Origin of the sequence: Campylobacter concisus, assembly GCF_050447485.1 — a bacterium.
Taxonomy (GTDB): Bacteria; Campylobacterota; Campylobacteria; order Campylobacterales; family Campylobacteraceae; genus Campylobacter_A; species Campylobacter_A concisus_BQ.
This window is the reverse complement of sequence record NZ_JALMFY010000001.1, coordinates 500,619-525,473: the sequence shown is the minus strand read 5'-3', so window position 1 is coordinate 525,473 and position 24,855 is coordinate 500,619. Positions and strand designations below refer to the sequence as shown.

Sequence of the window (24,855 nt, the reverse complement as noted above, 5' to 3'; positions counted from 1 at the left end):
AGATGCAAGAAAAAGAAGAGCTGCTAACACTTCACGATGAGGAGCAAAAACGTGAGGTAAATTTAAGCTTTAAGACGCTAGTGATGGTCTATCTGGCGGTTTTTATAGCGCTAGCTCTATTTTTGCCAAAAATTTACATAGCAAATCAAATTTATTATATAAGTAGAGATATCGCCGACATCAGCGGCAAACGAGATATGCTCCTTGAAGAAAATAGAGCTCTTAGCATAAAGCTTGAAAATTTGCGCTATAAAAATCAAATTTTGAACAATATGCAAGAGCGTCAATGGAAATAATCAAGAAATTTAAAAGCTTTATTCACTACTACGACCCTGCAAATTTCCAGCTCATCTACTCGCTAAAAGCTGCCACGACCATCGCCTTTAACTGCTTTTTGTGCTTTCATTTCTTTCATCTAAGCGGCGCCATCATGGCTGTAAATATCACGATGGGCATCTTCTTTCTTGGCGAGCTTGAGTGCAAAGATAGGAGCAAATTTGCCTTTTTACTACTTTATATTGCACTTTCTTGCGCTTTTATGCCCTTTGTTGATCCATTTATTAGCCTTGGCGTTTGGCTCTCGCTTATCGTATTTGTCTGGATATTTGTGGTAGGTATTAGCCAAATTTATAGCTCAAATTTAAACAAAATTTTGCTTGCCGTAAATGCAACAGGGCTAGTTGCTTTTGTGACAAAGGCCGCAGTTGGGCTAAATGTGATTGAAAGCATCGGTGGTCTGGTGCTTGCTGGCGTGCTAAGCATCATCATAAAATTTGAAAACTTTGGCAAATACGGCAAATTTACTAAAAAGAGCATCAGCTTCTTGTTAGATAACGCCATCTTATCGAGCAAGGCGCTTGGCACGAGCCATTTTTACGCAAGTATCGCAGATTTGATGAGCTCGATTGACAAATCAAAAGAAATTTTTGCAAACAAAAGCCTAAAGATAAAAGATGTTAAGCTAGTTAGAAATCAAGCCAAGGCGCTATTTTATTTTTATAAAGTTGAAGAGATCGCTTTTTTGCTTCGAACATTGGGCGCTTCGTTTGAAAGGATCGAGGACAAAGCGCTTTTAAATGAGGTAAAAAACGAGATCGCTTACAACCTTTTTGAGCTTAAAAAAATTTTCAAAAATCAAACTCCAAAGCTAAAATTTGATGCGCTAAATTTAGCTAAAAACTCAAATTTTAAAATTTTTGCAAGCTCGCTTGGCGTGCTTTACGATAAATTTTTGCTTATAAAAGAGGGCGGCGAGGACAAACTCTCGTTTAACAACACAAAAAAGATCACGCTAAAAGAGGCGTTTAAAAAGCTAAATTTAAAAAATGAAGTATTAAAAGAGTCTTTAAGGCTTGCCATTTGCATGTCGATAGCCATTTTTATAGCGCAGGCGATGCATATAAATCATGGAATTTGGATAGCCATAGCAGTGATGAGTCTAAACAAAAGCGACGAAGATGCTTTGAAAAATGCTGGCAGAGATAGTCTTCTTGGCGGAGTTATCGGCTTTTTTATCGCGCTTGTTTTTGTGAAATTTATGGGTGAATCATACGCATTTTACGTGGTTGTCTTTATCGGTATGTTTTTGGTTTATTATCTAAAATCTTACAAACAAATCGTCTTTGCAACGGCTTTTATGTTTGAATTTACAGCTATTTTTTCGCTTATAAAAAGAGACTTTTTAGCCCTTATGGTCGATAGATTGCTTGATGTGGCAGCTGGCTTTTTGATAGTTTTTGTCACATATCTGCTAACTAGGAAAAATGACTATACAATGATAAAAAATAGCTTAAGCAGTGCCTTGATAGGTTTTAGAAATTTAGTGCAAATTTCTCTAAATGAGTCAAACAAAGATGCTTTTAGTACTGATGAAAAAAGGGTTTTAGGCTCGCTAAATGAGCTAAACTACGCTATAAAAGTTAGTAGAAATTTAGACGATGATAATATGAAAAATGCAAAATTTATAGCTAGCAAGCTTGATGATATAAATAGCGATCTAGTTAAGCTTAAAAATTATCTAAATTTAGATGAGTTAAAAGAGAAAAACGCCTTGCAAAATGATATAAAAATCATCTCTGATAGGTTTTTGATGCTAGATAAAAAGATCAAAAAACTTCCATATTATTTCATAAGTGATATAGAAGCGAAGCTACTTTGCAAAGATGAAAACGTTAAAAAGCTAATTTTACGAGTTGCTTTAAAACAAAATGAAATTTACTCAGCGCTCTCTTTTTGAGAGATTAGCTTTTCATATATATATTGTTCTAAATCTTTTTTTGAAACGTCATTTTTAAGAGCGGTGTTGTAAATTTCTTCAACCTTGCTTGAATACTTTTCATATCCAAAATATGGAAAATGCACACTCCAAGCCTTTTTTATAAGATCCAAGCTTATCTCTCTTCTTGCCCAAACCTTAAACATATCAAATCCGATAAAAACAGCTGAAGTAACGATGGTGGTTGCTATTATTGAGATGTGAGCGTCGGCCTTTGCTAAAAAGTGGTGCGTGATGATGAGAAGCGGAAACAAGACTACAAAGCAGATGAGCGCGTAAATTTGATAGAGCTTCACATGGTTAAATCTAAAATTTAGCTTTGCGCCATCAACTAGCATACCTTCGTTAAAAAGGGCATTTGCTTCAAGTAAATCTCTAAATAAAACTGGCTGTTTTGAGACGAAAAAAATATTTTTAATGATAGTGTTTCTTAGATTTTCTTTCATTTTTTATAGACTTTTTACCTTAAAAATTTCAGCTCATTGTATCTAAAAATCTATAAATTCAAACAAAATTAGATACAATTTGCCTAAAATTTAAGGAGCTAAAAATGGCAGATAAAGCTTTAGAAACGGTCTTTTTAAATGGCGAGTTTTTGCCAAAAGATGAGGCAAAAGTTAGCGCATTTGATAGAGGATTTATATTTGGCGATGGAATTTATGAAGTGGTGCCTGTGATAAATTCAAAAATGGTTGATAAAGAGGGCTTTTGGGCGAGGTTTGAGAGAAGCTTAAACGAGATAGATATAAGCCTGCCTTACGAAAAAGACAAATTTGAAGCAATCTTAAATGAGATGATCGCAAAAAACGCCTTAAAAGAGGGTGGAATTTACATGCAAGTAACAAGAGGCGTGGCGTTTAGAAATTTCTATTTTATGGAAAATTTAACCCCAAGCGTCTTTATCTTTTGCTACGAGAGTGAAATTTTAAACAACCCAGCTGCAAAAACTGGCATAAAAGTGGTAAGCGTCGAGGACATAAGGTGGAAGAGGCGCGATATCAAATCGATCTCGCTTCTGGCTCAGTGCTACGCTAAAAATGAGGCTCACAAAAAGGGCGCGGACGAGGGCTTTATGATAGAAAACGGCTTTGTCACAGAGGGCTGTAGCTCGAGCGCTTTTATCATCAAAGATAAAACCCTCATCACCAAGCCACTTTCAAATGAAATTTTGCCAGGGATCCGCCGTATGAGGCTTTTAAGGATAGCTAAAGATATCGGTTTAAAGATAGAGGAGCGTAAATTTAGCATGGACGAGGTTTACGCGGCTGATGAGGTCTTTATCTCGGCTGCTACGCTTATACTTTTGCCAGTCATCTATGCTGACGGCAATGCGATAAATGGTGCAAAAGTAGGAGAAATTTCAAGCAAACTTCGTGAAATTTATGCTAGCGAGCTTTTAAAAGAAGCCGGACTTTGAGAGAAAAGGTCTTAATAAGCGCTTGTCTTGCTGGCATAAACTGCAAATTTAACGGCGAAAACAACCTTTTGGGTAGTGGCATTTTAGATGAAATTTCAAAAAAATATCATCTGCTTTTTGTCTGTCCAGAGGTTTTTGGCGGACTTAGCACGCCAAGAGAGCCAGCTGAGATGAAAGATGGCTTGGTCGTTACAAAAACAGCTAAAGATGTGAGCGAAAATTTTAAATTTGGGGCTGAGATTTGCCTAAAGATAGCTAAGCTAAATGGCTGCAAAAAGGCGATCTTAAAAGCTAGAAGCCCAAGCTGCGGCAGCGGGCAAATTTATGATGGAAGCTTTAGTAAAAAGCTAATCTTTGGCGACGGCGTAGCGGCAAAGCTGCTAAAAGAAAATGAAATTTTAGTTTTTAGCGAAGATGAGATAGGGCGGCTTGATGTTTGAGAAGCTAAAAGATAACGTCATGCTCGAGGTGATCTTTAAATACATCATCTTGCTGCTACTTTTTGCCTGTGTGGTGGGGCTTTTTGTAAGTGGCGTGCTCTTTTTAAAGGGAGAGATGAGCGAAAATTCGCTAAATTTGCACATTTTCTTTGGCTTTAGCTTGGTTGTCCTCACCATAATCCACAGCTACGTCAAAAAGAAAAAACTAAAAAAGCTAAGTCTTGAGTTTAAAAATATCTTAAAGCATAAGCCAGTGCAGATGGACTGCAACACGACAAGGTTTTTAAACGCACTAAATGATGTCAAAGTGGGCGAGCTTTCAAAGAAATTTGGCTCAGATGTTGTAGAAATTTTAAGATCAAACGATATAAAGGTCAAGGATCAAAACGAGACGATGAAGCAAATTTGCAAAAACAACGATGAAAAGATGTTTTATATCTTTGTTTTGATCGTCGAAGCTATATTTAAGGATAAGGAAGAAATTTGAAAAAAGGTATATTTTTAGCACTTAGTGTTGCTTTGTTTTTGGGTTGTTCGCAGACAACAAAACCAGAGCCAAACAAGCAGCAAAATGCCCTGCCAGACGAAAATGTCTATAAGCCAAATGAGCGCATCAGCTTGCTTGAATTTGAAGTAAAACAAGACGCCTCGTCGCTACCTCAAAATATGCAAAGTGCGAGTTTTGCTCAAGATGAAATTTTAAAAAGAAGGTTTAAGGTTTTTACTCTAAGAGGCGTGAAATTTAACCCAAACGACGCTTTTTGGGCGTTTAATGTATATAAACCAAGCGAGAAAAGAAAGTATTTTGGCTCAAATTTTAGGCAGATACCTCAAAGCTGGTTTGACGCACAAAAGGAGAATGCAAATTTCGCTGGCTTTTTGCAAATTTCAGCTTATGCTCTAACTTCAGCAAACACAGCTGTAAGAAATTTCCCAACCGACGAGCCGATATTTTTAAACCCGCAAACTCCAGGTGAGGGCTATCCGTTTGACTATCTGCAAGAATCCACCCTAAGCATCGCTCATCCGCTCTTTGTATCGCACCTCTCAAAAGACAGGGCGTGGGCGTTTGTGAGTGATGATGCGGTTTGGGGCTGGGTGAAGGTTGAAGATATCAAATTTATAAGCGATGAAGAGGCGCTTGCCTATCAAAAATCAAGCTTTGTCACGATAAAAACCGACAAGATGCCAGTTTATGACAAGGGCGGAAACTTTTTATTTTACTCACGTGTCGGCGCGATACTGCCAGTTTTAGCGCAAGATGACAAAAACTACTACGGCAAAATTTATGTAAGAAATATGCTTAGGGAGTTTGTCCTCCCAAAGTCTTTTAGCGCCCTTTTTCCACTTAAATTTAATGACTCAAATTTAAAAACTATTCTTAGCTCACTTCTTACTCAGCCTTATGGCTGGGGCGGGGTGGATAAGCTAAGAGACTGCTCGCTTTTTACAAAAGACTTGCTAGCAAGCTTTGGCGTGTGGTTGCCTAGGAACTCAAGGGCGCAGGCAAATATGGGAGAAAAGATCAATCTAAAAGGCCTTAGCAACGCTGCAAAAAGCAAAGAGATAAAAGAAAAGGGCGTGCCATATCTCACGCTCGTGCATCTGCCAGGTCACATCATGCTCTACGCTGGATACAAGGGCGATGATATCTACGTCGTGCATGATGCTTGGGGGCTAAAGACTACAAACAACGGTAGAGCGCTTATCGGAGCGACCGCGATAACTACGCTAAATATCGGACAAAACAGAAGCGACATACAAAGTGCAAATTTGCTTATCTCTAAGGTTGATTCTATAAATGTGATGAGGCCTGAGCAAGGGATGCTAGATAAGGCTAGAAAGATCTCAGCTTTGCAGCGAGCTTATGGCGTAAAGATAGAAGAAAATTTGGTTAAATTTAGTGATGGCACGAGTTTAGTCTATGATGATTTTAAACAAAAAGATGAAGAGTGCAGCACTGGCGCTGATATAGAGGATATGAACGCGCTTGATTACGCTGCGTTTTCACCACTTAGCACAGCACTAAGTGATGCTGGTAGATGCAGAAACTACGAGCTTTTAGGTAAAATTTATGGCTCAAGCGAGAGCGCAGTAAAAGCAAATTTGGTTGATGTTATCTGGCTAAAGGATTTTTTAAATTTGCCTTTAAAATTTAACTCTAAAAATGGCGCCGCAGCTGCCTTACAGGATGTGAGCAACGAGCTAAACGAAATGGCAAAGAGCGATCCAAATTTACTTGAGTACCTAAAAGATCCAGGCGGGACATTTAAGTGGCGCATCATCGCTGGCACAAACCGCCTAAGCGCGCACAGCTACGGCATCGCGATCGATATAAATGTAAAAAAGAGCCACTACTGGCAGTGGAGTAAGGGCTATGAGAATTTGATCCCTGAAAAAATCGTGCGAGTATTTGAAAAGCATAAATTTATCTGGGGCGGACGCTGGAAGCACTTTGATACGATGCATTTTGAGTATCGCCCAGAGATGTTTGAGTAGATGAAAGATCAAATTTTAGAAATTTTATCTCGATCAAACGTCTTTTTAACAGGCGGCGGCGGTGTTGGCAAGAGCTATCTAACCGCCTCCATCATCAGACACTACAAAGAAAATTTCAAAAATGTCGTCATCCTTGGCTCAACTGGCATAAGTGCTGTTAGCCTTGGGGGAGTGAGCTTGCATAGCTTTTTTAAATTTGGCTACTGCAAGGACTACGAGGAGCTAAGACGGCTTGACTACCGCCAAAAAGATAAGCTAAGCAAACTACGAAATATGCTAGATGCTTGCGATCTACTTGTAATAGACGAAATTTCGATGGTTAGCTCAAATGTTATGGAGATGATAAGATACCGCTTGCTCACCTCTAAATTTAAGGGTAGGGTGCTTATAGTGGGCGACTTTTATCAGCTGCCACCCGTGCAAAAAGAGCAAAATGAGAGCAAACTTTTTAACTTTTTATACGCTTTTAACTCAAGTGCGTGGGAGGATATGAAATTTACAAACGTTGAGCTGCTCGTCTCAAAACGCACAAATGATCTTAAATTTTATGAAATTCTCTCTCGTCTTAGAGTTGGCGAGCTAGATGATGAGATGATGGCCTACATCGAGAGCTTGCGAGTGGGAGCTATCGAGCCAGATAGCGAGACTAGCGTGCTTTTTGGCAGAAACGCAGAGGCTGAGATGCTAAATCAAAAGAGGCTTCTTGCGCTTAATGCACCACTTGAAATTTCAAACTCGGACGTGCTTGTTATGGATGAAAATTTAGATAAAAAAGAGTTTGAAAAGTGGGCAAATACGCTAAATATCTCGCGAAATTTGGAGATGAAGATAGGGGCAAAAATCATCTTTACTTCAAATAAATGGGGCGAGTACTATAACGGCGAGCAAGGCAAGATCATGCAAATTTTAAAAGAAAATGGCGCCATATCAAGCGTGATCGTGCAAAAAGATAGCGGCGAGATCTGCGAGATAGAAAAGTGCGCTTATAACTTTTGCGCGCTAAATTTAAACGAAGACGAGATCGAGGAGAACGTGCAAGCTTCGCTTTATCAGTTTCCATTTAAGCTTGCCTATGCGCTAACTATCCATAAGTCTCAAGGCATGAGTATAAATTCGCTCATTTGCAACATCAACCACATCTTTGCCAAAGGGCAGCTCTACGTCGCACTTTCTCGCGCGGTAAATCCTAAAAATTTAAAACTTTTTTATGATAAGAAAAGTGATTTTAGGCAGCATTTAAGAAAAGTGGTTAAAATTGACGACGAAGTTAAGAAATTTTACCAAGAAAACGTATTTTTGCATATTAAGGAGAGTTTATGAAAAAGCTATTTCTAAGCCTTGTTTTTGGCGTTTTTGCATTCGCAGACGTGCTAAAAGTGAGTGACTTTCAAACAGATATCTACTCAAAAGCTGGACAAAATTTAACAAAAAAGATAAGCATGAACCTTGAAGTTGTCGGACGTGATGTGGAGGAGAACGAAGCATACGTGCTTGATGCACTAAACGTCGTGGTTGGCAGCTTTTACGTAGAGGATATCCTAACCTCAATGGGAAAGGAGAAATTTAAAGAGCTCTTTATGAAATACGCAGCCAAAAAGCACTCGCTTGACATCGATGACGTGCTTATTTTAAACATCAAAGTGATAAATAATCTAGAGCTAAGCGAGATCATAAAAGCGATAAAAAGCCAAAATTTATGCTCTGATCCAAGCGTAAATGAAGATGTGATGACAAAGCCAGAAAAAAAGAAAAAAGGCAATGAGATCATCGTCGCACCTGATCCAAATGACGTGGTACAAAAGCCGATCGATCTAAATAATGTGCAAGAATTTGGAAAAGACTTCGGAGAGAAGTGAGTAAATTTGGCTAAAAGCTAGCCAAATTTATTGATTTACGATGTCGTAACCTTGTGGGATAACCGGAGTTAGCGTCTCTTTTGGGATGAGCGCGTCTTTTACAGGGTTGCTTAGAGTGATTTTTATCTTATTTGAGAGTTTGTCTTTATAGTCAATCGTCGTTGGAAGCGTGTTTTTGATCGTTATAAAGTACTCAACCCCGTCATATATCGCCTTATAAAGTGTCGGCTGAATTTGCTCTGCGTGAGCTAAGACCTGTGTCAAATTTGGCGTGTCATCTAGCCTTGAGATGATGGCTTGCTCAAGCTCATCCTCGATCACGACCACTTTGTCTTTGTCAAAGTAAATCCTCTTTGGTGTTGGACTTTCATATATCCAAAGCGCAGTGTTGTCGCTTTTAGCGTAAAATCTACCCTTATAATTTACACTCTTGCCCTCGCTAAAGACAGTTTGAGTAAAGTCACTTTGCAGGCTTTTAAAATTTAAGCCAGCGCCAAATGAGCAAACTGCAACAAGAGATGCAACTAAAAATTTTCTCATTTTTTATCCTTTTTTGGCGTATTCTAGCCCAGTTTAATTAAATAAATAGTTAAACTATGCTAAGATCCAAAGTTTAAAAATTTAGGAAGGTAAAGTAATGATTTCATCGGTATTTAGAAAGATTTTTGGCACGAAAAACGATAGAGAAGTCAAAAAATATATAAAACGTGTGGCGCAGATAAACGCGCTAGAGCCTACTTATGAGAAGATGAGCGACGATGAGCTTAAGATCAAATTTAACGAGCTTAAAGCCCAAGTCGTAGAAGAGAAAGTCACTTTAGATCAAATTTTAAATGATGTCTTTGCGATCGTTAGAGAAGCTAGCAAAAGGGTGCTTAAGATGCGCCATTTTGACGTGCAGCTAATAGGCGGTATGGTGCTAAACGAGGGCAGGATCGCTGAGATGAAGACAGGCGAGGGTAAGACCTTGGTTGCGACTTTGCCAGTTATCTTAAACGCGATGAGTGGCAAGGGCGTGCATGTAGTAACAGTAAATGACTACCTTGCAAAGCGTGATGCGACGCAAATGGGCGAGCTATATAACTTTTTAGGCTTAAGCGTCGATGTGATACTAAGTGGCGGATACGACGATGAGGTAAGGCAAGCTGCCTATAACGCCGACATAACATACGGCACAAATTCAGAATTTGGCTTTGACTACCTGCGTGATAATATGAAATTTGAAGCTGGTCAAAAGGTGCAAAGAGGCCATAACTTTGTTATCGTCGATGAGGTCGATAGTATCTTGATAGATGAGGCTAGAACGCCACTTATAATCTCTGGTCCAACCAACCGCACGCTTGATGGCTACATAAGAGCTGATCAAGTCGCAAAACAGCTTACCAGAGGCACTCCAGCCGATCCAAACGTGCCAGGCTCAAAGCCAACGGGGGATTTTATAGTAGATGAAAAAAATAGAACGATAATGATCACAGAGGCTGGCATAAGCAAGGCTGAAAAGCTCTTTGGAGTTGAAAATTTATACAACCTTGAAAATGCCGTGCTAAGCCACCACTTAGATCAAGCTCTAAAAGCTCACAATCTCTTTGAAAAAGACGTTCATTATGTCGTAAAAGATGGAGAAGTCGTCATAGTTGATGAATTTACAGGACGTCTAAGTGAGGGCAGGCGTTTTAGCGAGGGGCTCCACCAAGCGCTTGAGGCAAAAGAGGGCGTGAAAATTCAAGAAGAGAGCCAAACGCTAGCCGATACAACATATCAAAACTACTTTAGGATGTATAAAAAGCTTGCCGGTATGACTGGTACGGCTCAGACAGAGGCTACTGAGTTTTCTCAAATTTATAATCTTGAAGTTATCTCGATACCTACAAACGTGCCAGTTAAGAGGATCGATCAAAACGACCTTATCTATAAAACTCAAAACGAGAAATTTAAAGCTGTCATCGACGAAGTTAAAAAGGCTCACGAAAAAGGTCAGCCAGTGCTTGTAGGAACTGCAAGTATCGAGCGTAGTGAGGTGCTTCACGAGATGCTTAAGAAAGCTGGCATCCCACACTCTGTGCTAAATGCTAAAAACCATGAAAAAGAGGCCGAGATCATCGCGCAAGCTGGTGTAAAAGGCGCTGTGACTATCGCTACAAATATGGCTGGACGTGGTGTTGATATCAGGATAAACGACGAGGTGAGAGACCTTGGCGGTCTATATATCATCGGCACCGAAAGGCACGAAAGTAGAAGGATAGATAATCAGCTCCGTGGCCGTGCTGGACGTCAGGGCGACCCTGGTATGAGTAGATTTTATCTAAGCTTAGAGGACAACCTTTTAAGAATTTTTGGTAGCGACCGTATAAAAGCTATCATGGATAGGCTTGGTATCGATGAGGGCGAAAGCATCGAGAGCCGCATGGTGACAAGAGCTGTTGAAAATGCTCAAAAGAAAGTCGAGAGCTTGCACTTTGAGGCTAGAAAGCACTTGCTTGAGTATGATGACGTGGCAAATGAGCAAAGAAAGACCATCTATAAATACCGCGATGAGCTACTTGATAAGAGCTACGATATGAGCGAAAAAATAGCTCAAAATAGAGTTGAATACGCTACAAATTTACTTGATACGGCTGAAATTTTCCATGGCGGTTTGAAAGATGACTACGATATTAAAAATTTATGCTCTATCATCCTTGCGGACTGCGGCGAAGAGATCGACGAGAGCGAGCTAAAAGGGCTAGAGTATAATGAACTAGTAGAAAAAATAGCGCAAATTTTAGAGGTTAGATATAACGAAAAAATGAGCGTGCTAAATGAAGAGCAAAGAAAAGATATAGAGAAAATTTTATACCTTCAAGTGCTTGATAATGCGTGGAGAGAGCACCTTTATCAGATGGATATCCTAAAAACGGGCATCGGTCTAAGAGGGTATAATCAAAAAGATCCGCTAGTTGAATATAAAAAAGAGAGCTATAACCTCTTTATGGAGCTAGTTGGCAGACTAAAAACTGAGAGCGTTAAGACGCTTCAGATTGTTAGATTTAAGAGCCGTGAGGAGCAAGAAGAGCAAGCTAGGATGATGCTAGAAGCTAGTCAAAATGCTGAAAATGAGCCTCTAAACTACAATAACCAAGGCGAAGATGAAAATTTCACGTCAGAAAAAAAGATACCAAGAAACGCTCCATGCCCTTGCGGAAGCGGTAAAAAATATAAAGATTGCCACGGCAAAAGTGGCCCTAAAAAAGGCATATTTGCTTAAAATTTCTACTTTTAAGGCGCCAAAGCGCCTTAATCTTTTAAAGGCTATTTGATGACAAGCTTACCAAAGTATCTACTTTTTAAATATTTAAGATTTGATAAAACTCAGCCATTTATCGCTCTAAGCGCCTTGCTTGCCTTTCTTGGTGTTAGCATCGGTCTTATGGTTTTAATAGTTGCGATGGCTATTATGAACGGATTTGACAAAGAATTTGAGCGCAAACTTTTTACGATGAACTATCCAATAACTGTTCAAAGCGCTTTTAAAGGATCGATCGATGATGGCTTTGTAGATGAGCTAAAGGCTAAATTTAGTGATCTTAAATTTAGTCCATATATCAGCACGCAGGTCATTTACCGCTCGGCAAATGCGCTTGAAGGTGGGCTAATTTATGGCGTAAATTTTAAAGATGAAAAGCAGATAAATTCAGTTGTAAATGAAGCTTTGAAAGAAAAAGAGCTAGAGGGCTTTGAGATACTTGTGGGAAGTGGCATAACGAGTGAGTTTAGGCTAAGAAACGATGAAAAACTAACGCTTATCTTTACAAAGGCTGATCCTGCTGGCTTTTCGCTAACGCCAAAGATGAAGCGCTTTGATATCGGCGGCTCATTTACGTCTGGTTTAATCGCCTATGACAAGGCATTTTCATATACTTCGGTTGATGCATTAAGGAAAATTTTAGACTACCCAAAAGGCGTTTATGATGGAATTCACATCTTTTCAAGTAAGCCATTTGATGATATAAAAAGGGTGCGCGAGGGGCTTCCAGCTGGCACAGTTGCTATTGGCTGGTGGGAGCAAAATGGCAACTTTTTCTCAGCGCTAGCACTTGAAAAAAGGGCACTTTTTATTGTTTTGATGCTCATTATCCTTGTGGCGTCGCTAAATATCATAAGCTCACTACTAATGACCGTGATGAACCGCAGGCAGGAGATCGCCTTACTTTTAGCGCTTGGTGCTAGTAAAAGCGAGATAAAAAGAAGCTTTTTTTATCAAGGGCTAGTTATAGGCGGAGGTGGCATTATATTTGGCTTAGTGCTTGGCTTTTTGGGGCTATTTTTACTTGGAAATTTCAACATCATAGACCTGCCAGCTGATGTCTATGGCTCAAGCAAACTACCACTTGAACTCTCAACCATCGATCTTGCGCTTATCATCGTTGGAGCTGTCTTTATCGTCGCTATCTCGTCATTTTACCCAGCCAAAAAAGCAACCCAGATAAATGTCCTTCAAACTTTGAGAAATGAGTAATCGTAAAGTCAAATTTAGTTTTTAGAAATGTGTATTAGAAATTTAACATCTAATATGCATTTTATAGTTTTAAAATATAGATCTATCGGCTTCTTTTAAGAGCCTTACAAGGGCTCGCCGATAGTTATCTTTTTTAGTTGTATTCCAACGCAACAAGGTATCGTATGGAATGCCAGTTATTTGTGAAAGCTCTTTGAGTGTCATTTACGTTTTGTCCACATAATTTTTGTGAGTATTTTTATTTTTTTAATAGCTCATCAATCTTTATATCTTTTCCATTTATGGTTAAAGTATCCTCTAACGGCTTATATATTTTCATTAAATCAAGCGTTGACGTTGCAGTTAGACAATTTTTAGCTTTATAATTATTTGCCCCCTCATCTCTGTATTGATTATTTTTTATACAATCCAAAAATGTATTTATAGCTTCATCAATATGCTCTTTGTAATACTTGCCAGTTTTAGGTTCCTCAACTTTTTTATCCTCGCCACCGCATCCAGATAAAACTCCAATCAATAAAGCAGAAAGTGCTGCAACTAAAATTGATTTTTTCATAATATATCCTTTTTAAATTTTATAAAACAATGTGATTATAATAAAGTTGTATTTTAAAAATACTTATGAAGAGATATTAGGAGCAAAAATATTAATTATAATGTCCTTTGCAGGCTATTATGTAGATCGTAGTTTCATCTACTGCGTAAACCAAGCGGTGTTCGCTGTTTATCCTTCTGCTATAAAAACCAGATAAATTTCCTTTTAGCGCTTCAGGCTTGCCTATGCCATCAAAAGGATCTCTAGTCGTATCCTTTATGAGTTCATTTATCCTTTTTAAGGTGTTTTTATCATGGTTTTGCCAAGATAGATAGTCCTTCCAAGCGTCAAAATCCCATTTTATATCTCTGCTCATTGTTAGCTTAGTAGTTCCTGCTCTTTAAAATTTAGTTTTCCTTCTTTAAAGTCTTTCATCTTTTTCTCAAGATAGGCTATGTTTTCGTCTTTATAAAATGGATCTGGAGCTGAAACTTCAAAAGGGATAGCCCTTTCAGAAACTAGCTTTGTAAGAAAAATATTAACAGCTGATGACATAGAAAGCCCCATCTCTTTGCAGATCGCCTCGGCTGATTTTTTAATATTATCTTCTACTCTTAAGCAAATTTGTGCCATTGTTTATCCTTTTTTGCAATTATAATATCATACATTGTATTTATAAATAATTACGATGTATAGTTTTTTATATAAATTTACTACGCTCTTACGTCGTGGTCGATCTTGCATTGAAGTGCTTCGTGAACAAGGGTTTTTGCCATGACGCGCTCTTCGCTTATTAGGTGGAAATTTGCGCCTAGTTCGCCAAAGATCTCTTTGTTGCCCTCGCCGTTTGCCTTGATGATCGTTTGGATATTTGCGCCGTAGTCTTTTATCTTTTGAGCGATGAGCTCAACTCTTTGCTCGTTGCTAACTGTTATGATAACGGCTGCTGCGTCGTTTAGGCAGGCATTTTCAAGAGTGTCGCTTTGCAGCACGTTTCCTAAAAATACATTTTCCCCGCGGCTTCTGCCAAGCTCAACTAGGCTGATATCATTATCAAGTACGATGTATAAAAGCTTTGTCTCTTTTAGTCTCAAAACCACCTCTTGACCAAGCCTATCATAGCCAAAGACCACGATGTGATTTTTTAGTTTTTGTGGCTTTAGGGTGTCATTTGACTCGATCACTATTTCGCGCTCGACGAGATCAGCTATGACGTCAAGCTTTTTAAGTATAAAAGGTGTTGCAAACATCGATATAACAGAGGCTGCGATGAAAATTTGAGCTGTTTGGACATCAAGAAGATTTCTAGTAGTCATCAGCCCAAAGACAGCCAGTGCAAATTCGCCGATCTGACAGACGCTAAGTGCGGTTTTAGCAGCGACCCTGCGTTTTAAGTAGATATTTAAAACGGCAAAAACGACGATAGCTTTTACGACCATTATGCTAAAGACTAGACCTAGAACTAGCCAGATATTTGAGAGCACGACTACAAAATTTATCTGCATGCCAACGGTTATGAAAAATAGTCCAAGAAGCAGATCTCTAAAAGGTATGAGATCGACCTCGATCTGGTGCTTATACTGCGTCTCTGCCATCATCATGCCAGCTAAAAATGCACCAAGAGAGTATGAGAAGCCAAAGAAGTGAGCTAGCGTGCTGGCGCCAACTACTAAAAAGAGGATCGTAGCTATAAAGACCTCTTGAGAGTTTGTCTGAACGACTTTGTAAAATATCCAGTTGATGACGTATTTGCCGAGCAAAAATAGCACAACGATAAGGATACCCGCGCTTGTAAATGTCTTTAGTAAAAGCTCATTTATCGAGGCATCTTGCGAGCTAAACATATCTATCATAAGCAAAATAGGGATGACGGCGATATCTTGAAATAGTAAAATTCCAAGCGCCTTTCTACCATAAATTTTACTTACATCGCCATTGTCATTTAGCGTTTTTAGCACGATCGCAGTTGAAGATAGAGCAAAGGCAAGACCAGCGATAAGCGCTGTCTCGTCCTTTAGATGAAGCGCGTAATAAAGCATCACGCCCATCACAAAGCCACTTAAACAAACTTGCAGACCGCCATTTAGAAAGACCTCTTTTTTCATGCTCATCAGGTGTTTAAAGCTAAACTCAAGTCCGATCGTAAACATCAAAAATGCGATACCAAATTCAGCTATATGAGAAATTTCATCGTTGCTTTTGAGGTTGAAAAACTCAGATATAAGCGTGCCGGTTACGATGTAGCCGATGATAGTTGGTATCTGAAATTTCTTAAAAATGACATTTAACGCGACTGAGATCGCAGCGACAAGCAAGAAGCCTTCTAAAATTTGTTCCATAAATTATTTTTTGCCTTCGTAAAATACAAGATCGAAGCTACTTTTTCTCTTTACAAGCGATCTTTTGGTGCTAGTTTGACTGGTAGCTTCGTGTAATTTTTTATTTAAATCATCAATAGTTGCTTCTAAATCGTCAATTTTCTCTTTTAGCTGAAGTATCACATCGACACCTGCTAAATTTACGCCAAGTTCGCGGGTCAAATTTAGTATCGTTTTGACGCGATCAACGTCTTTTTGTGAGTAGAGCCTCATCTTGCCATCTGTTCTTGAGGGTTCAACTAGTCCCTCTCTTTCGTATTGTCTTAAAGTTTGTGGATGTATGCTTAAAACCTTTGCTACAACGCTTATTAAAAAAAGTGGTTCTTCATAATTTTGCATTTTTTACTCCGGTAATTTTTCTTTTAACTCTTTTACTAAGCCCTCGTCAAGCTCACTGATATTTGGAAGTTTTACCCTGGCCTTTAAGTAAAGATCGCCATAAATTCCGCTCTTTCTATTTTGCACGCCGTATCCTTTTAGACGGATCTTCGTGCCTGTTTTTGAGTTCTCAGCGATTTTAATGGTTACATCTTTTTTATATGTATGCACATTTATCTTGCCGCCAAAGAGCATAGTTTTTAGTGGAATTTCTACGTCTTTATAAAGATCGTCGCCGACTCTTTCATATTCGTCGCTTGGCTCAACGCTAATGGCAAGTATAAGATCGCCAGTTTGACCGCCAGCACTCTTGCCTTTGCCTTTTATGCGAAGTTTTTCGCCGCCTTCTATGCCGCTTGGGATCTTTATCTTGATGCTTTCGCCATTAAAATTTATCTTGTGTTCGCCGCCAGTTACAGCCACGTCAAATGGTATAGAAATTTTAGCATTTACATCTAGATCAGCTCCTCCAAAGCCAAATCCGCCTCCACCAAAGCCTTCAAATCCTTCAAAACCTCCTCCAAAGCCACCGCTAAATTTAGCGCCGCCTCCGCCAAATCCACCTGAGAAGATATTTTTCAAGATATCGTTTAGATCGCCCATATCGGCCGAGCCTCTGGCAAAGTCGTGGAAATTTTGACCGCCAAACATATTGTCGCCATATTGATCATACTGGGCACGTTTTTTCTCGTCACTTAAAATTTCATAAGCAGCGTTTATCTCTTTAAATTTATCCTCTGCTCCAGGGTCTTTGTTGATGTCTGGGTGGTACTTTCTAGCAAGTTTTCTATAAGCTTTTTTTATCTCGTCGCTTGATGCGCCTTTTGAAACTCCTAAAGTTTCATATAAGCTTTCGCTCATATATTCTCCTTATGTTTTTTGACACGGATTATATCACAAAACTTTAGTCTATGCAAGTCAAGTTTATTTTTATTTACAAAGGAGAAAAAAGCGTTAAGATTTTATTTTTAAGCTCTATTTATAATTTCAAGACATTTTCAATTTAAAGGAAAAAAATGAAAAAATTTATGCTAATTTCATTAGCAGCGGCTTCTTTGCTAATGGGAGCTGATATTAAATTTAACGAAGCAAACCAAGATGTAACTAGAGTTTCGCCGTTAAGCGATAAAAATAGCGTGCTCTCATACTACGACTCTATCGCTCAGGCAAAACTTTCAGTCGTAAATATCTCGACTACAAAAACAGTAAGCAACGCGGGTATCGAGCAGATGTTTAATGATCCGTTTTTTAATGAATTTTTTGGATTTAACTTTGCAAAACCAAAAGAGAAAGAAAAGACAACCTCTCTTGGCTCTGGCGTCATCATCTCAAATGACGGCTACATCGTTACAAATAACCACGTCATCGAAGATAGCGACCAGATCGTTGTGACCTTGGCGAAGGGCGGCAAGGAGTATAAAGCAAAGCTAATAGGCAGCGATCCAAAGACCGATCTAGCCGTCATAAAGATAGAGGCAAATGGGCTAAATGCGATAACATTTGCTGATTCATCAAAGCTACTTGACGCGGATGTTGTCTTTGCCATAGGCAATCCATTTGGTGTGGGCGAAAGTATCACTCAAGGTATCGTTTCAGGGCTAAATAAAGATGATATCGGGCTTAATCAATATGAAAATTTCATCCAAACAGACGCCTCTATAAACCCTGGCAACTCAGGTGGCGCTTTGGTTGATAGCAGGGGCTATTTAGTTGGTATAAACTCAGCCATACTTTCAAAAAGTGGCGGTAACAACGGCATAGGCTTTGCCATACCATCAAATATGGTAAAAGATATCGCTAAAAAGCTGATAACTGACGGCAAGATCGAGCGCGGATTTATCGGCGTTACGATCGCAAATTTAACTGATGAGCAAAAAGAGCTTTACACAAATAAAGAGGGTGCGCTAATAAGCGGCGTAGAGCAGGGCATGCCAGCAGATGAAGCAGGGCTAAAAAGAGGCGACTTGGTCATTTCAGCAAACGGCAAAGCTATCAAAAACGCAAATGATCTTAAAAATTTCATCGGCTCACTAACTCCAAATAGCAGCGTTGATATAACTTACGAGCGATCAAATAAAGTGATGAATACAAAAATCAAGCTTGTAAATATGGATCACAACGCAAAAGATGCGACAAAAAGCGTCATCATCGAAGGTCTTAGCGTTAGTAATCTAAGCGATGAGATAAGATTTAAGTATAAGATCAGCCCAGACACTCAAGGCGTGCTTGTAACTGACGTAAAATCTGGCTCAAAAGCTGAAGACTTTGGCTTTGAAAGAGGCGATGTGATCGTTCAAGTTGGCGAAGAGAGCATAAAAGATCTTCAAACATTTGCAAGCACAGTTAAAAATGCAAAAGGCAAAAAGACGCTAGTGTGGATAAACCGCGGTGGCATCATGCAAGGCCTTGTTATAAAATAACCACTTAAGAGCTGAAATTTCAGCTCTTAACTCTTTTAAATTTTTAAAACCTTTATCTGCTATAATCCTTAAAAATAAATTTACATCAGGAAAGATCATGACTAGAATTTTAATGATAGAAGATGATATGGAGCTTGCTGAAATTTTAACTGAATACCTAGAAAACTACGACATAAAAGTAACGACGGCTGAGGAGCCATATATCGGACTATCTACTTTAAATACAAGTGAATTTGACCTAGTTATCCTTGATCTTACACTCCCTGGCATGGACGGACTAGAGGTGTGCAAAGAGATAAGAAAAAAGCACAATATCCCTATAATCATCTCAAGCGCAAGGCACGATATAACAGACAAAGTAAATGCCCTAGATAACGGCGCGGATGACTATCTACCAAAGCCTTATGACCCACAAGAGCTTCTTGCTCGCATAAAAAGCCATCTAAGAAGGCAGAGCATAGCTCCAGCTAATGAGGCAAGAAATTTAAACAAAGACTTGGTTTTAAAAGAATTTGAGAGAGAAATTTTATTTAAAGGCAGCGTCTTAAATTTAACCGCAGCGGAGTATGACATCTTAAAATATCTGCTTCAAAAAGAGGGTGGGGCGGTCACTAGAGAGGAGCTCATCTACAACTGCGAGAGCATAAATGAAGATAGTTCAAACAAAAGTATCGACGTCATCATCGGCAGAATTCGCCAAAAACTAAATGAAAATCCAAAAGAGCCAAAATACATCCACGCGATCCGCGGCATCGGCTATAAGTTGGTTCTTTGATGCCAAGATCTTCTATATTTATCACGATAACGTTTATCTTTGGACTTGCGCTCGTTTCGATATTTCTAGCCTTTTTGTGGCTTATGGGCTTTGACAAGCAAAACTACACAAGAGAGCTAAATAACAAATACTCAAACGTTGCTAGGACAAATTTGCTCTACATGGGTGGCATCATAAACAAAGCCCAGTATGACCGTCAGCTCTCAAACATCGACATGCCAGAGATCACCGCCAAAAATGAAAAAGAAGAAATTTTAAAAAATGCAGCCGTTTTAGAAGAAATTTCAAGTGATCTAGGATCAAGTGCTATCTTGCTTTATGATAAACATCACTACCTAAAGATCGAGCATTTAGACGAGCTAAAGCTTTTGATGGATAAAGAATTTCAGCCTTACAGATATGAGGTGATAAAGGCCGTGTTTGCCGTAGTTGCGGTCATTTTGCTGGCTGCTTATATATTTGTCATCTATAAGATAAAGCCGCTTAGAAAGCTAAAACGCCAGATCGTTAAATTTGCAAATGGCGAGCTTGACGGCGTGCAAAATGTCGGCAACGGCAAGGATGAAATTTCTGAAGTTTCAGAGGCATTTTATGAGGCTGTTTGTCAGATCAAAGCACTAAATGACTCAAGACATCTTTTCTTAAGAAATATCATGCACGAGCTAAAAACGCCTATCACAAAGGGGCTGATCGCCGCTCAAATGATAGAAAAAAGTAAAAATCAAGAGAGACTAATCTCTGTCTTTCACAAGCTTGAAAATTTGATAAACGAGCTTGCGGCGATCGAGCAGATCACTTCAAAGATAGGCCTTACAAACAAAACGCCTTGCCTTATGAGAGACCTTATCGATGAGGCGATAGATATAGCGATGATCGAAAAAGAGCACGTTGGCATCAGCGAGCTTGATGAGGTTAGGGTGATGGTTGATTTTAAGCTATTTTCAGTCGCTATAAAAAACATGATAGATAATGGCATAAAGTACTCAACCGATAAGCACGTAAATATCATGGTTAGCAAGGATCATATGAAATTTATAACCCAAGGCGAGAAGCTAAAAAACGACCTTGACTTTTACATCCAGCCATTTATAAAAGGTGAGGATGCGCAAAAGAGCTTTGGTCTAGGTTTATATATAGTTAGCAACATCCTTGAGGCTCATGGACTAAAATTTGGCTATGAATACAAAAACGGAATGAATGTCTTTATTTTTGAAAATTTACAAGATATAATAGCGGCGTAAAATCAAAACCGCAAAAAAGGAGTGTAAAAATGGCGGCAAAAATCTTCTCGGCAGTTGATATTTTATCAATAGTTGATCTTGAGATAGCTTTTATAAAGCGATACAAAAACGTAAAGGACTATGCAAAAAATTTATCTTTGATATATTTTTCTTTGCCAAATAGTAAAGAGTACGGCGAAATTTTTGAAAAAATCCTAAGACAAACAGACGTTGTCATAAGAGAAAACGAACACTACGTGGTCGTACTTCACGGCACAAACGAGAGAGGCGCTAGCGAGCTACTAACTGGCATACAAGAGTTTTTAAACGCTGAGCCGATCGATCTAGTAGTTACCTATCCAAAAGATGGAAAAGACGCAAAAGAGCTTGCTATAAAACTTCAAGATGAGATAAAAGACAACTACGGCGTCTTGCTTGAGATGCTTGTAAATCAAGATAAATTTGAAGTTTTTGAAGATATCGTTTGAGATAAATTTAATAAGAGATTTTGCTATAAATTTGCACCATTTCTTTTAAACATTTATTAAAATTTACTAGAGTTTTTAAGCCACATGCAGTGCGCCAGCACGATTGCATGCCACTTTGAACGTGCGAGGGGTTTAGGGTATTTAAAAAGGGGGATAAGGGGACGGCCTCGTAACTCGAGTCCCCTTGTCTCCCTTTTGAATAAAAAGAATTTACAAATTTAATCAAGCTGTCTTTGCAAATTTTAAAATTCCACTCACCCCTAAGAATTGACTACTAAAATTTGGCTTCGCTCATCGCTTAGCTCAAATTTTAGAGCCGAAAACAAATCCGTTCAGTCTCATTTTATTTTGCTTTTTATAAAATCACCAAAACACTAGCAAAATGGGAGGCAAAATGCTTGATGTTATCATCCTTGCGGTCTTAGTATATTTTGCAACATTTTTATTTATGTTTTTTATACTCGCCTTTTTTGCATTTTGGTATATAAGCGTGCCGCTACTTGTCATCTACATCGTTATAAAATTTATAAGGCAAGTAAAAGAGTGCGAGAGGATACATGGCAAGCTTGAGTAAATTTTAAATTTCTAGCCCAAAATGAGCTAGAAATTTGTTTATTCTAAGGCTTGAGCCAGATCGGCTATCAGATCCTCGGCGTTTTCAAGACCTATGCTAACTCTTATCAGCTCTTTTGTGATGCCAGCTTTGATGAGCTCTTCGCTGCTTAGCTGCTGGTGCGTAGTCGAGGCTGGATGCGTGATGAGAGACTTTGTATCGCCGATATTTACCACGATCTTAAAGAGTTTTACGCGCTCTAGCATCTTTTTTGCGCGTTCAAAGCTATCAGTTTCAAAGCAAAATAGTCCATTTGCCATGCCGTCTTTAAAGTATCTTTGCGCCTTTGCATGACCAACGTTGTCAGCTAGCCCTGGGTATGCCACGCTTTTTATATATTTGTGTGATTTTAGAAATTTAGCCACTTTTAGCGCGTTTTGCGAGTGTCTTTCAACCCTAACAGCAAGCGTTTCAAGCCCTTGTATAAGCTGCCAAGAGTTAAACGGAGAGATCACAGCGCCGATGTCACGCACGATAGCAAGTCTCATTCTTAGCGTGTAGATGTCGAAGTTGTCCGTCATATCAGCATAGACGATGTCGTGATAGCTCGCATCTGGCGTGTTAAAATGCTCATATCTCTTGTTGCCTTTTAGCTTTTCATTTAGGTGATTTGCACTTACAACGACACCTGCTAGGCTAAGGCCTTGACCGCTTATATATTTGCTAGCGCTATGCACGCAAACATCGACGCCATGGCGAAGTGGCTGAAAGATGATAGGCGTTGGCACGGTGTTATCGGTGATGCTGATGATGCCATATTTGTTTGCGATTTCTACGATTTTTTCGATATTTGGGATAGAAATTTGCGGATTAGAAAGCGTTTCAAAAAATATAGCCCTAGTTTTATCGTCTATCAAGCCCTCCAGATCATCAGCCGTGTCACTGTCAAAGACTCTAGCTTCTATGCCAAATCTCTTTAGCGTGTGCGTAAAAAGCACCGTCGTGCCGCCATAAATTTTCTTAGCGATGATGATATTATCGCCAGCTTGGGCTAAATTTATGATGCTGTAAAACAAAGCTGACTGACCGCTTGCAGTCGCTATCGCAGCAGCTCCGCATTCAAGTGCGGCGACCCTTTTTTCAAAGATATCTGTCGTTGGATTGCCAAGTCTTGTGTAGATGTGGCCGTTATCTTTTAGATCAAATCTAGCAGCGGCTGTCTCGGCACTTCCAAAGTCGTAAGCCGTGCTTTGAAAAATAGGCACAGCCATCGTGCCAAAGCCCCCTTGAGTGTCGTAGCCTACGTGGATCGCAGCGGTTTCTTGCTTCATTTTTGCTCCTTGTTTAAGTAATTTTGGCGTAAATTATACATTAGCAAAGCCAAAATTTAGGGGATAAAATCAAATTTTGATATAATTTGCCAAAAAAAAGGAAAAATTTGAACCAAGTCACGGACAAATTTAAGCGTGTAAAATATCTTCGTGCGCTAGAGAAATTTGCAAAATCAGCGATAAACGGGCTAAAAAGAGATGACTTTGACGAGACTGAATTTCGTCAAAGAGTGGAGAAAAACGCGAAAGTCATCGAAAAAGTCGAGGCTGTTTATCTTGATCAACCATACTCAAAGGCGCTAGAAAATTTTATAAATTTGCTTATCAAAAATGCCCCAAAAGATGAGCTTTTAAAGGCGGCAAATCTCCTTGATAAGCTAAAAAATCAAAAGACATATAAAAAAGAAAAGCATAAAAATAAATTTAAGGATGAGGATTGAAAGTAGTTATTTTTGATATGGACGGCACGGTGATCGATAGCGGCGAGGCGATATATAAGACAGTAAATGAAGTGAGAGATGAGCTAAATTTGCCGCCACTTGAAAAAGAATTTATCATAAAAGCGATCAACGAGCCAGGTAGAAATTTGGCACTTGAGTTTTACGGCATCGATACGCCAAGCAAGAGCTTAAAAGAGGGCTTTGAAGAGAAATTTAAGAAATTTTATGATGAGTGCGCGACTACCTATGATGGCGTAAAAGAGCTTTTGCAAAAGTGTAGAGATGCTCACTATAAGGTCGTTTTGGCAAGCAACGCTCCGCATGATACGCTAGAGAAAATTTTAAAGAAAAATGAAATTTATGAGCTATTTGACGAGGTCATCGGCGCTAGCAAGGAGATACCGCAAAAGCCTGATCCTGCGATGCTTCACCTAGCTGTTAAAAAAACTGGAGCCAGCAAGGCGATCTTTGTCGGAGATAGCCTAAAAGACGAGCTTGCAGCCAAAAACGCAAATATGCCTTATGTGCAAGTTTGCTGGGGATTTGGCGAGGAGAGTAAAACAGCGACTTATAATGCTAAAAATGTCAGCGAGGCGTGGGAGATAATATTAAATTTCTAACTTAGTTTTAATTGGCTATAATCTTAAGAAATTTTCAAAGAAACAGCGATGATAGATATATTTGAGGGCAGTGCGAGAGATAAATTTTATGACATTTTGTTTAACGCAAATGCCGTTTTGGTTAAAAACGAGATAGATAAAATCTTTGAGAAATTTGTAGCTATGAGTGAACTTTGCGAGAAGCATGGCATTAGCGAAGACGAGATCAGAAATTTTATAGTCTCAGAGCAAGATAAAGTTTATAACGGAGTAAATGACCTATATATCGAGCTTAGCGGAGAAATTTTAAGCCAAAATGAGTAGAATTTTTGCGCTCATAGCCTTGCTAGCCGCTCTTCTTTTTGCAAAAGAGCCAAATTTTGACCCAAATTCGGTGCATACATTTGAACTTAAAAAAGATGAGTGGGCGAGGGTCTTTATAACCGAGAAAAAAACTCAAAGAGTTGAGACTTTTGACTTTCGTTGGACGCTGTTTGATAGCACAAATATCACCGTGCAAAGCTTTTTTAGGCGCTATCCAAGGCAGATGGTCTTTTCGCTAAGACAAGGACAAAACACCTACATGCAGCGAGTTTTGCCTGATTTTATGATGCCGCCAAACGAGAGCGTGAGCCTTTATATATCATTTATTGATTTTAGGGACAAAAAGGCGCATTTTAGGGTGGCGCTGCTAGATGAGAGCAAGCGTGTGGATGTGGGTTTTAGAGATCCGCACGAGGATAAATAGAAGGATAA

General features: G+C 39.1%; 27 protein-coding genes and 2 pseudogenes. 20 read left to right on the top strand and 9 right to left on the bottom strand.

The genetic code is table 11. The features are described from left to right. The first annotated feature begins 2 nt into the window (after window positions 1-2). Together MTT29_RS02695 and MTT29_RS02690 are read left to right on the top strand one after the other, a co-directional pair. Window positions 3-296, top strand: coding sequence for a hypothetical protein (locus MTT29_RS02695; RefSeq protein WP_002940285.1), 294 nt, complete (start codon window positions 3-5; stop codon window positions 294-296). After that, the gene (locus tag MTT29_RS02690) at window positions 287-2,236 is read left to right on the top strand and encodes an FUSC family protein (protein WP_429799682.1); all 1,950 of its coding nucleotides are present in this window, start codon (window positions 287-289) and stop codon (window positions 2,234-2,236) included. The genes MTT29_RS02695 and MTT29_RS02690 overlap by 10 nt, the downstream gene beginning before the upstream one ends. Here the strand turns inward: MTT29_RS02690 and MTT29_RS02685 are convergent. Continuing rightward, a complete protein-coding gene (locus MTT29_RS02685; protein ID WP_002940170.1) occupies window positions 2,215-2,721 on the bottom strand; it encodes a hypothetical protein in 507 nt (168 codons plus the stop codon). The genes MTT29_RS02690 and MTT29_RS02685 overlap by 22 nt on opposite strands. 104 nt (window positions 2,722-2,825) lie before the next feature. Between MTT29_RS02685 and MTT29_RS02680 the strand changes: the two genes are divergently transcribed. The 6 genes from MTT29_RS02680 to MTT29_RS02655 are packed head-to-tail and all read left to right on the top strand — an operon-like array spanning window position 2,826 to window position 8,487. Further along, the gene (locus MTT29_RS02680; RefSeq protein WP_429799681.1) at window positions 2,826-3,692 is read left to right on the top strand and encodes a D-amino acid aminotransferase; all 867 of its coding nucleotides are present in this window, start codon (window positions 2,826-2,828) and stop codon (window positions 3,690-3,692) included. Beyond that, window positions 3,689-4,132 carry a DUF523 domain-containing protein gene (locus MTT29_RS02675; protein WP_002940361.1) on the top strand — a complete coding sequence of 148 codons (444 nt, stop codon included), beginning with the start codon at window positions 3,689-3,691 and terminating at the stop codon, window positions 4,130-4,132. The genes MTT29_RS02680 and MTT29_RS02675 overlap by 4 nt, the downstream gene beginning before the upstream one ends. After that, window positions 4,125-4,619, top strand: a complete 495-nt coding sequence (locus MTT29_RS02670) for a chemotaxis protein (protein ID WP_429799680.1) — start codon at window positions 4,125-4,127, stop codon at window positions 4,617-4,619. Before MTT29_RS02675 ends, MTT29_RS02670 begins: the two co-directional genes overlap by 8 nt. Then, window positions 4,616-6,631 (top strand): SH3 domain-containing protein, encoded by a 2,016-nt coding sequence (locus MTT29_RS02665; protein WP_429799679.1) that lies wholly within the window; start codon window positions 4,616-4,618, stop codon window positions 6,629-6,631. The genes MTT29_RS02670 and MTT29_RS02665 overlap by 4 nt, the downstream gene beginning before the upstream one ends. Continuing rightward, window positions 6,632-7,951, top strand: coding sequence for an ATP-dependent DNA helicase (locus tag MTT29_RS02660; protein ID WP_103573359.1), 1,320 nt, complete (start codon window positions 6,632-6,634; stop codon window positions 7,949-7,951). Beyond that, window positions 7,948-8,487: a hypothetical protein gene (locus tag MTT29_RS02655; protein WP_009293697.1), complete on the top strand. Its 540-nt coding sequence runs from the start codon at window positions 7,948-7,950 to the stop codon at window positions 8,485-8,487. Before MTT29_RS02660 ends, MTT29_RS02655 begins: the two co-directional genes overlap by 4 nt. A gap of 27 nt (window positions 8,488-8,514) precedes the next feature. Here MTT29_RS02655 and lolA read toward each other — a convergent pair whose 3' ends face one another. Then, window positions 8,515-9,027: a LolA-like outer membrane lipoprotein chaperone gene (gene lolA / locus MTT29_RS02650; protein WP_012001621.1), complete on the bottom strand. Its 513-nt coding sequence runs from the start codon at window positions 9,025-9,027 to the stop codon at window positions 8,515-8,517. 97 nt (window positions 9,028-9,124) lie between these two features. Between lolA and secA the strand changes: the two are divergent. The 3 genes and pseudogenes from secA to MTT29_RS02635 form a co-directional block, all read left to right on the top strand. Continuing rightward, window positions 9,125-11,521 (top strand): annotated as a pseudogene (gene secA / locus MTT29_RS02645) (preprotein translocase subunit SecA); the annotation flags it as partial. Between the two features lie 108 nt (window positions 11,522-11,629). Then, window positions 11,630-11,731: pseudogene (locus MTT29_RS02640) on the top strand (SEC-C metal-binding domain-containing protein); the annotation flags it as partial. 51 nt (window positions 11,732-11,782) lie between these two features. Then, window positions 11,783-12,982 carry an ABC transporter permease gene (locus MTT29_RS02635; protein WP_429799678.1) on the top strand — a complete coding sequence of 400 codons (1,200 nt, stop codon included), beginning with the start codon at window positions 11,783-11,785 and terminating at the stop codon, window positions 12,980-12,982. 238 nt (window positions 12,983-13,220) lie between these two features. Here the strand turns inward: MTT29_RS02635 and MTT29_RS02630 are convergent, their stop codons facing one another. The 6 genes from MTT29_RS02630 to MTT29_RS02605 form a co-directional block, all read right to left on the bottom strand. Next, window positions 13,221-13,538, bottom strand: coding sequence for a hypothetical protein (locus MTT29_RS02630; protein ID WP_429799677.1), 318 nt, complete (start codon window positions 13,536-13,538; stop codon window positions 13,221-13,223). A gap of 91 nt (window positions 13,539-13,629) precedes the next feature. Then, a complete protein-coding gene (locus MTT29_RS02625; protein WP_429799676.1) occupies window positions 13,630-13,893 on the bottom strand; it encodes a Txe/YoeB family addiction module toxin in 264 nt (87 codons plus the stop codon). A 2-nt stretch (window positions 13,894-13,895) separates the two neighbouring features. Then, on the bottom strand, window positions 13,896-14,150 hold the full coding sequence (locus MTT29_RS02620; RefSeq protein ID WP_087583131.1) for a type II toxin-antitoxin system RelB/DinJ family antitoxin: 255 nt from the start codon (window positions 14,148-14,150) through the stop codon (window positions 13,896-13,898). 80 nt (window positions 14,151-14,230) lie between these two features. Then, window positions 14,231-15,856 carry a cation:proton antiporter gene (locus MTT29_RS02615; protein ID WP_429799675.1) on the bottom strand — a complete coding sequence of 542 codons (1,626 nt, stop codon included), beginning with the start codon at window positions 15,854-15,856 and terminating at the stop codon, window positions 14,231-14,233. A 3-nt stretch (window positions 15,857-15,859) separates the two neighbouring features. Then, a complete protein-coding gene (locus tag MTT29_RS02610; protein ID WP_002940240.1) occupies window positions 15,860-16,234 on the bottom strand; it encodes a heat shock protein transcriptional repressor HspR in 375 nt (124 codons plus the stop codon). Window positions 16,235-16,237: 3 nt separating this feature from the next. Next, the gene (locus MTT29_RS02605) at window positions 16,238-17,134 is read right to left on the bottom strand and encodes a DnaJ family protein (protein ID WP_009293707.1); all 897 of its coding nucleotides are present in this window, start codon (window positions 17,132-17,134) and stop codon (window positions 16,238-16,240) included. A gap of 155 nt (window positions 17,135-17,289) precedes the next feature. On the opposite strand from MTT29_RS02605, the gene MTT29_RS02600 reads away from it, so the two are divergent. The 5 genes from MTT29_RS02600 (at window position 17,290) to MTT29_RS02580 (ending at window position 21,750) form a co-directional block, all read left to right on the top strand. Continuing rightward, window positions 17,290-18,693 carry a Do family serine endopeptidase gene (locus tag MTT29_RS02600; protein WP_103608857.1) on the top strand — a complete coding sequence of 468 codons (1,404 nt, stop codon included), beginning with the start codon at window positions 17,290-17,292 and terminating at the stop codon, window positions 18,691-18,693. Window positions 18,694-18,790: 97 nt separating this feature from the next. Next, on the top strand, window positions 18,791-19,468 hold the full coding sequence (locus MTT29_RS02595; protein ID WP_002940190.1) for a response regulator transcription factor: 678 nt from the start codon (window positions 18,791-18,793) through the stop codon (window positions 19,466-19,468). After that, complete coding sequence (locus MTT29_RS02590) at window positions 19,468-20,709, top strand: ArsS family sensor histidine kinase (protein WP_021093082.1); 1,242 nt, start codon at window positions 19,468-19,470, stop codon at window positions 20,707-20,709. Before MTT29_RS02595 ends, MTT29_RS02590 begins: the two co-directional genes overlap by 1 nt. A gap of 29 nt (window positions 20,710-20,738) precedes the next feature. Next, window positions 20,739-21,176 carry a pyridoxal-5'-phosphate-dependent protein gene (locus tag MTT29_RS02585; protein ID WP_429799674.1) on the top strand — a complete coding sequence of 146 codons (438 nt, stop codon included), beginning with the start codon at window positions 20,739-20,741 and terminating at the stop codon, window positions 21,174-21,176. 394 nt (window positions 21,177-21,570) lie between these two features. Then, entirely contained in the window at window positions 21,571-21,750 is a 180-nt protein-coding gene (locus MTT29_RS02580) for a hypothetical protein (protein ID WP_429799673.1), read from the top strand. A gap of 38 nt (window positions 21,751-21,788) precedes the next feature. Here the strand turns inward: MTT29_RS02580 and MTT29_RS02575 are convergent, their stop codons facing one another. Further along, complete coding sequence (locus tag MTT29_RS02575; RefSeq protein WP_429799672.1) at window positions 21,789-23,060, bottom strand: O-acetylhomoserine aminocarboxypropyltransferase/cysteine synthase family protein; 1,272 nt, start codon at window positions 23,058-23,060, stop codon at window positions 21,789-21,791. A gap of 107 nt (window positions 23,061-23,167) precedes the next feature. On the opposite strand from MTT29_RS02575, the gene MTT29_RS02570 reads away from it, so the two are divergent. The 4 genes from MTT29_RS02570 to MTT29_RS02555 are packed head-to-tail and all read left to right on the top strand — an operon-like array spanning window position 23,168 to window position 24,847. Continuing rightward, on the top strand, window positions 23,168-23,500 hold the full coding sequence (locus MTT29_RS02570; RefSeq protein ID WP_009293722.1) for a hypothetical protein: 333 nt from the start codon (window positions 23,168-23,170) through the stop codon (window positions 23,498-23,500). Beyond that, the gene (locus MTT29_RS02565) at window positions 23,497-24,120 is read left to right on the top strand and encodes an HAD family hydrolase (RefSeq protein ID WP_429799671.1); all 624 of its coding nucleotides are present in this window, start codon (window positions 23,497-23,499) and stop codon (window positions 24,118-24,120) included. Before MTT29_RS02570 ends, MTT29_RS02565 begins: the two co-directional genes overlap by 4 nt. Window positions 24,121-24,168: 48 nt before the next feature. Then, a complete protein-coding gene (locus MTT29_RS02560) occupies window positions 24,169-24,423 on the top strand; it encodes a DUF2018 family protein (RefSeq protein WP_429799670.1) in 255 nt (84 codons plus the stop codon). Continuing rightward, complete coding sequence (locus tag MTT29_RS02555) at window positions 24,416-24,847, top strand: hypothetical protein (RefSeq protein ID WP_149715483.1); 432 nt, start codon at window positions 24,416-24,418, stop codon at window positions 24,845-24,847. Before MTT29_RS02560 ends, MTT29_RS02555 begins: the two co-directional genes overlap by 8 nt. The last annotated feature ends 8 nt before the right edge of the window (window positions 24,848-24,855 follow it).

Bases quoted from the DNA above. Each gene is read 5' to 3' on its own strand.
- MTT29_RS02620 (WP_087583131.1), bottom strand. From the start codon at position 14,150: ATGGCACAAATTTGCTTAAGAGTAGAAGATAATATTAAAAAATCAGCC.
- MTT29_RS02600 (WP_103608857.1), top strand. From the start codon at position 17,290: ATGAAAAAATTTATGCTAATTTCATTAGCAGCGGCTTCTTTGCTAATG.
- MTT29_RS02680 (WP_429799681.1), top strand. From the start codon at position 2,826: ATGGCAGATAAAGCTTTAGAAACGGTCTTTTTAAATGGCGAGTTTTTG.
- MTT29_RS02635 (WP_429799678.1), top strand. From the start codon at position 11,783: ATGACAAGCTTACCAAAGTATCTACTTTTTAAATATTTAAGATTTGAT.
- MTT29_RS02690 (WP_429799682.1), top strand. From the start codon at position 287: ATGGAAATAATCAAGAAATTTAAAAGCTTTATTCACTACTACGACCCT.
- MTT29_RS02685 (WP_002940170.1), bottom strand. From the start codon at position 2,721: ATGAAAGAAAATCTAAGAAACACTATCATTAAAAATATTTTTTTCGTC.
- MTT29_RS02630 (WP_429799677.1), bottom strand. From the start codon at position 13,538: ATGAAAAAATCAATTTTAGTTGCAGCACTTTCTGCTTTATTGATTGGA.
- MTT29_RS02625 (WP_429799676.1), bottom strand. From the start codon at position 13,893: ATGAGCAGAGATATAAAATGGGATTTTGACGCTTGGAAGGACTATCTA.
- MTT29_RS02695 (WP_002940285.1), top strand. From the start codon at position 3: ATGCAAGAAAAAGAAGAGCTGCTAACACTTCACGATGAGGAGCAAAAA.
- MTT29_RS02615 (WP_429799675.1), bottom strand. From the start codon at position 15,856: ATGGAACAAATTTTAGAAGGCTTCTTGCTTGTCGCTGCGATCTCAGTC.
- MTT29_RS02610 (WP_002940240.1), bottom strand. From the start codon at position 16,234: ATGCAAAATTATGAAGAACCACTTTTTTTAATAAGCGTTGTAGCAAAG.
- MTT29_RS02660 (WP_103573359.1), top strand. From the start codon at position 6,632: ATGAAAGATCAAATTTTAGAAATTTTATCTCGATCAAACGTCTTTTTA.
- MTT29_RS02555 (WP_149715483.1), top strand. From the start codon at position 24,416: ATGAGTAGAATTTTTGCGCTCATAGCCTTGCTAGCCGCTCTTCTTTTT.
- lolA (WP_012001621.1), bottom strand. From the start codon at position 9,027: ATGAGAAAATTTTTAGTTGCATCTCTTGTTGCAGTTTGCTCATTTGGC.
- MTT29_RS02580 (WP_429799673.1), top strand. From the start codon at position 21,571: ATGCTTGATGTTATCATCCTTGCGGTCTTAGTATATTTTGCAACATTT.
- MTT29_RS02595 (WP_002940190.1), top strand. From the start codon at position 18,791: ATGACTAGAATTTTAATGATAGAAGATGATATGGAGCTTGCTGAAATT.
- MTT29_RS02560 (WP_429799670.1), top strand. From the start codon at position 24,169: ATGATAGATATATTTGAGGGCAGTGCGAGAGATAAATTTTATGACATT.
- MTT29_RS02590 (WP_021093082.1), top strand. From the start codon at position 19,468: ATGCCAAGATCTTCTATATTTATCACGATAACGTTTATCTTTGGACTT.
- MTT29_RS02585 (WP_429799674.1), top strand. From the start codon at position 20,739: ATGGCGGCAAAAATCTTCTCGGCAGTTGATATTTTATCAATAGTTGAT.
- MTT29_RS02605 (WP_009293707.1), bottom strand. From the start codon at position 17,134: ATGAGCGAAAGCTTATATGAAACTTTAGGAGTTTCAAAAGGCGCATCA.
- MTT29_RS02670 (WP_429799680.1), top strand. From the start codon at position 4,125: ATGTTTGAGAAGCTAAAAGATAACGTCATGCTCGAGGTGATCTTTAAA.
- MTT29_RS02575 (WP_429799672.1), bottom strand. From the start codon at position 23,060: ATGAAGCAAGAAACCGCTGCGATCCACGTAGGCTACGACACTCAAGGG.
- MTT29_RS02655 (WP_009293697.1), top strand. From the start codon at position 7,948: ATGAAAAAGCTATTTCTAAGCCTTGTTTTTGGCGTTTTTGCATTCGCA.